General features: G+C 43.0%; 4 protein-coding genes. 2 read left to right on the forward strand and 2 right to left on the reverse strand.

Features of this window, described 5'->3' with window-relative positions; genetic code table 11:
• On the reverse strand, positions 1 to 497 hold a 497-nt coding region (locus tag WBA23_RS02645; RefSeq protein WP_424580696.1), incomplete at its 3' end, for an ABC transporter ATP-binding protein.
• Positions 498 to 523: 26 nt separating this feature from the next.
• Positions 524 to 1378, reverse strand: coding sequence for an ABC transporter permease (locus tag WBA23_RS02650; RefSeq protein ID WP_424580697.1), 855 nt, complete (start codon positions 1376 to 1378; stop codon positions 524 to 526).
• A gap of 91 nt (positions 1379 to 1469) precedes the next feature.
• Here WBA23_RS02650 and WBA23_RS02655 point away from each other — a divergent pair, with 91 nt between their 5' ends.
• Together WBA23_RS02655 and WBA23_RS02660 are read left to right on the forward strand one after the other, a co-directional pair.
• Positions 1470 to 2312 (forward strand): sulfotransferase family protein, encoded by an 843-nt coding sequence (locus tag WBA23_RS02655; protein ID WP_424580698.1) that lies wholly within the window; start codon positions 1470 to 1472, stop codon positions 2310 to 2312.
• A gap of 190 nt (positions 2313 to 2502) precedes the next feature.
• Entirely contained in the window at positions 2503 to 3348 is an 846-nt protein-coding gene (locus tag WBA23_RS02660) for a dienelactone hydrolase family protein (RefSeq protein ID WP_424580699.1), read from the forward strand.
• The last annotated feature ends 43 nt before the right edge of the window (positions 3349 to 3391 follow it).

Consider the following 3391-nt stretch of genomic DNA (forward strand, 5'->3'; position numbering starts at 1 on the left):
CGAACCTTCATACCCGAAGAGTAGCGTTTAACCGGAGTATCTACGTAGCGTTCTATGCCCGAAAAAGTAACAATCTCATCTAGCTTTGCTTTAACTTCGGCTTTAGTCATGCCTAAGATAGCTCCGTTGAGAAAAATATTTTCCCGCCCGGTTAATTCTTTATGAAATCCGGTGCCTACTTCTAGTAAACTTGCAATACGGCCCCGCGCTCGGAATACTCCCTCGCTAGGCGCAGTTACTCGTGACAGTATTTTCAATAAGGTGGATTTACCGGCCCCATTGCTGCCAATAATGCCGACAATTTCTCCTTTCTGCACATTAATATTAATATCGCGCAACGCCCAAACGTACTCGCTTTCTCCGGCTACCTCTTGATTATTCTCCTCGCCAACTTTAAGATAGGGATCTTCTTTTCCTCGCACCCGATACCACCAGCGGTTCAGATCATGGGATAGCGTTCCGGTACCGACTACACCCAGTCGGTACTGCTTGCTCATGTTCTTTATTTGAATGGCTAATAAGCTCATACCGTATCCATGAATGTTTTCTCTGTGCGCTGAAAAACGATTAAGCCTAAAAAGAGAATGAGCAACATGCTTGCCAGACTATAGGACAAATTGATCAAACTAAATGAGCCTGCTCCTAAAAATATGTGGCGGAAGGCTTCTATAATGGCGGTCATTGGATTAGCTAAGATCAAAGTACGATAGGCTTCGGGAGCCGTTTCTAGTGGATAGATAACGGGAGTGGCGTACATCGCTAATTGTATTCCAAACTGAATCAAAAAATTCAGGTCACGATACTTAGTAGTTAATGAAGAGATAAGCATTCCAAACCCTAACCCCAACCCGGCAATCATTAAAATAAGTATCGGAAGCACTAGCACTTCGGGGCGGATGTATAGATCGGTTCCCTTAAGAAAAAAGAACAACCAAAAACCTAAAAACAATAAGAACTGAATTCCGAATTTTACTAAGTTAGCGCTTACGATTGCCAGCGGCATAATAATTCGGGGGAAGTAAACCTTTCCAAAAATATCTTCATTCTTTTTAAAGGCATCCGAGGTAGTTTTAAGGCATTCGGCAAAGTAGTTCCAGGCAATAATAGCCGACAGGTAAAAGAGAAGCGGAGGAACCCCACCGGTAGGAATTTTAGCGATGTTTCCGAAGACGATCGTAAACATGACTGTAGTGAGTATGGGCTGAATGAAAAACCATAATGGACCTAGTACAGTCTGTTTATAAGTGATTACGATATCTCGCTTGATAAACAGGGTGAGTAAATCACGGTATCTCCATATTTCTCGCAGGTCAATATCTAGCCATCGGGTGCGAGGGGTTACTTCTAAAGTCCAATCCGAGAATTGAGTATCTTTCATAAAAAATTAATAGCAAAAATATAAAAATCTGCGAAGGCGTTTGGCAGTAATAGAAAGTAAATAAAGCAAAGTTAATCATAAACCTTACTCAATGGTAACGGATAGAATGAAAGTAGATTTTATGATATTGGGTGCCCAGAAATCGGCTACCAGTAGTTTGTTTTTAGTACTTGATGCTCACCCGGCTCTGCAAGGAAGCCGGAAAAAAGAGCCTCAGTTCTTCTGTACCACCCCGGATTGGAAGAAAAATCTAGCCACTTATCATCAACTATTTAGGGCAGATGAAGATACTTTGCGCTTTGAGGCTTCTACTTCCTACACCTTTTATCCAATAAAAAATCTTACTATTTGGGATGATTTGTACGCTTACAATTCGGATTTAAAGTTTATTTATATGGTTAGAAACCCCATTCAGCGCATTGTATCGGCGTACATGCACCTGTACGAACGCGGGTACACTGATTTTGGCCTACCCGAATCCATTACTAAGAATCGTTTTTATATTGACACCTCCCGTTACTATACGCAGATTATACCGTACATCCGTAAGTTTGGCCGAGACCATGTGCTGCTCATCGATTTTGACGATTTTAATCAAGAGCGAACTAAAGTACTGAATACAGTGGCTGATTTTTTAGCTATAGATCATGGTGGATTCACTAACTACCAATCGGTTAAAGCTAACACTACCCGGCAGCGCCGCAAGAAGCACCACAAATGGGACAATCCTAACTTATTAGCTAAGGCTACCCGAAAATTTCTTCCCCCGCTATGGAAGCGAATTACTGACAACACTCACCGTGCTTTTCAAAGCAAACCAACGTTAACTGCCGAATACCAGCGGTTAATTATTCATATGCTAGAACTAGAGATAACTGCGCTAGAAAAACTTATGGACAAAGATTTATCTCACTGGAAGCAAGTAACGGAGTAGCTTAGGTATGGTGGGGGAAACAGTACTTTTGCTAATAATGAAGATTTGTGAGCAATCACCCGGAGGTTGCCTACAACATTCGCAATAACTTTGGAGTTACTGTCAGTGCTAGGTTTGCGATTTACAGACGCACAATGCTGGCGGCTCTTAATTACGGAGCTAGACTGTTCTTCACATTCTAACTATTCTTATGAAATACTTCTTGCCTTTTTTACTATCTAGCTTATTTATTCATACCGTTCGCGCACAAGAAGGAATCACCGTTTGTGGCTCGTCTGATGCTGAAAATACGGAGCTGTTTGCTTCCTTAGCCGATGATCCCACCTTCCGAGCCAAGCACAATTTGACTTCTTACACGCATGAAAATGCCCGGGGTGAGGAAATTACCTTCGCTACTCCCGATGGGCAGCAAGGGACCGCTTATTACCTAGAAGCTAAAGAAGAATCTAACCAGTACCTGCTAGTTATTCACGAATGGTGGGGACTAAACGATCATATTAAGCGGGAAGCTGAAAAGCTCCATAAAGATTTAGATAACGTCCACGTAATGGCCCTAGACATTTACGACGGAAAGGTGGCCACAAGCCGGGAATTAGCTCAAAAGTACATGCAATCGGTATCTACTGACCGAGCCAAGGCAATTATTAACGGTGCCATTGAGCACGCCGGAGGCGAAGCTGAAATTGCGACCATCGGCTGGTGCTTTGGCGGTGGCTGGTCACTTCAATCTACCATTTTAGCCAGTGACCAAGCCATTGGCTGTGTGATGTACTACGGTATGCCGGTGCAGGAAATGGCGCAAATCAAAGAAATTAAAACGGATGTGCTGGGTATTTTTGCCAAGTACGATGGCTACATTACCCCGAAAGTGGTAGAAGAGTTTGAGCAAAAGATGAAAGAAGCCGATAAGAACATTACCGTTCATATGTACGAAGCCGACCACGGGTTTGCTAACCCCAGCGGTGCCCGCTACGACGAAGATGCTGCTCAAGATGCCTACGATAAAACCTTGGCTTTCTTGAAAGAGCATTTGTAATTAGTCTTTCTAAAGTCTTGTTAGGCTGATTCTCCCCCTCCCT

The sequence above is a fragment of the Tunicatimonas sp. genome, from assembly GCF_049647865.1.
Lineage (GTDB): Bacteria > Bacteroidota > Bacteroidia > Cytophagales > Cyclobacteriaceae > Tunicatimonas.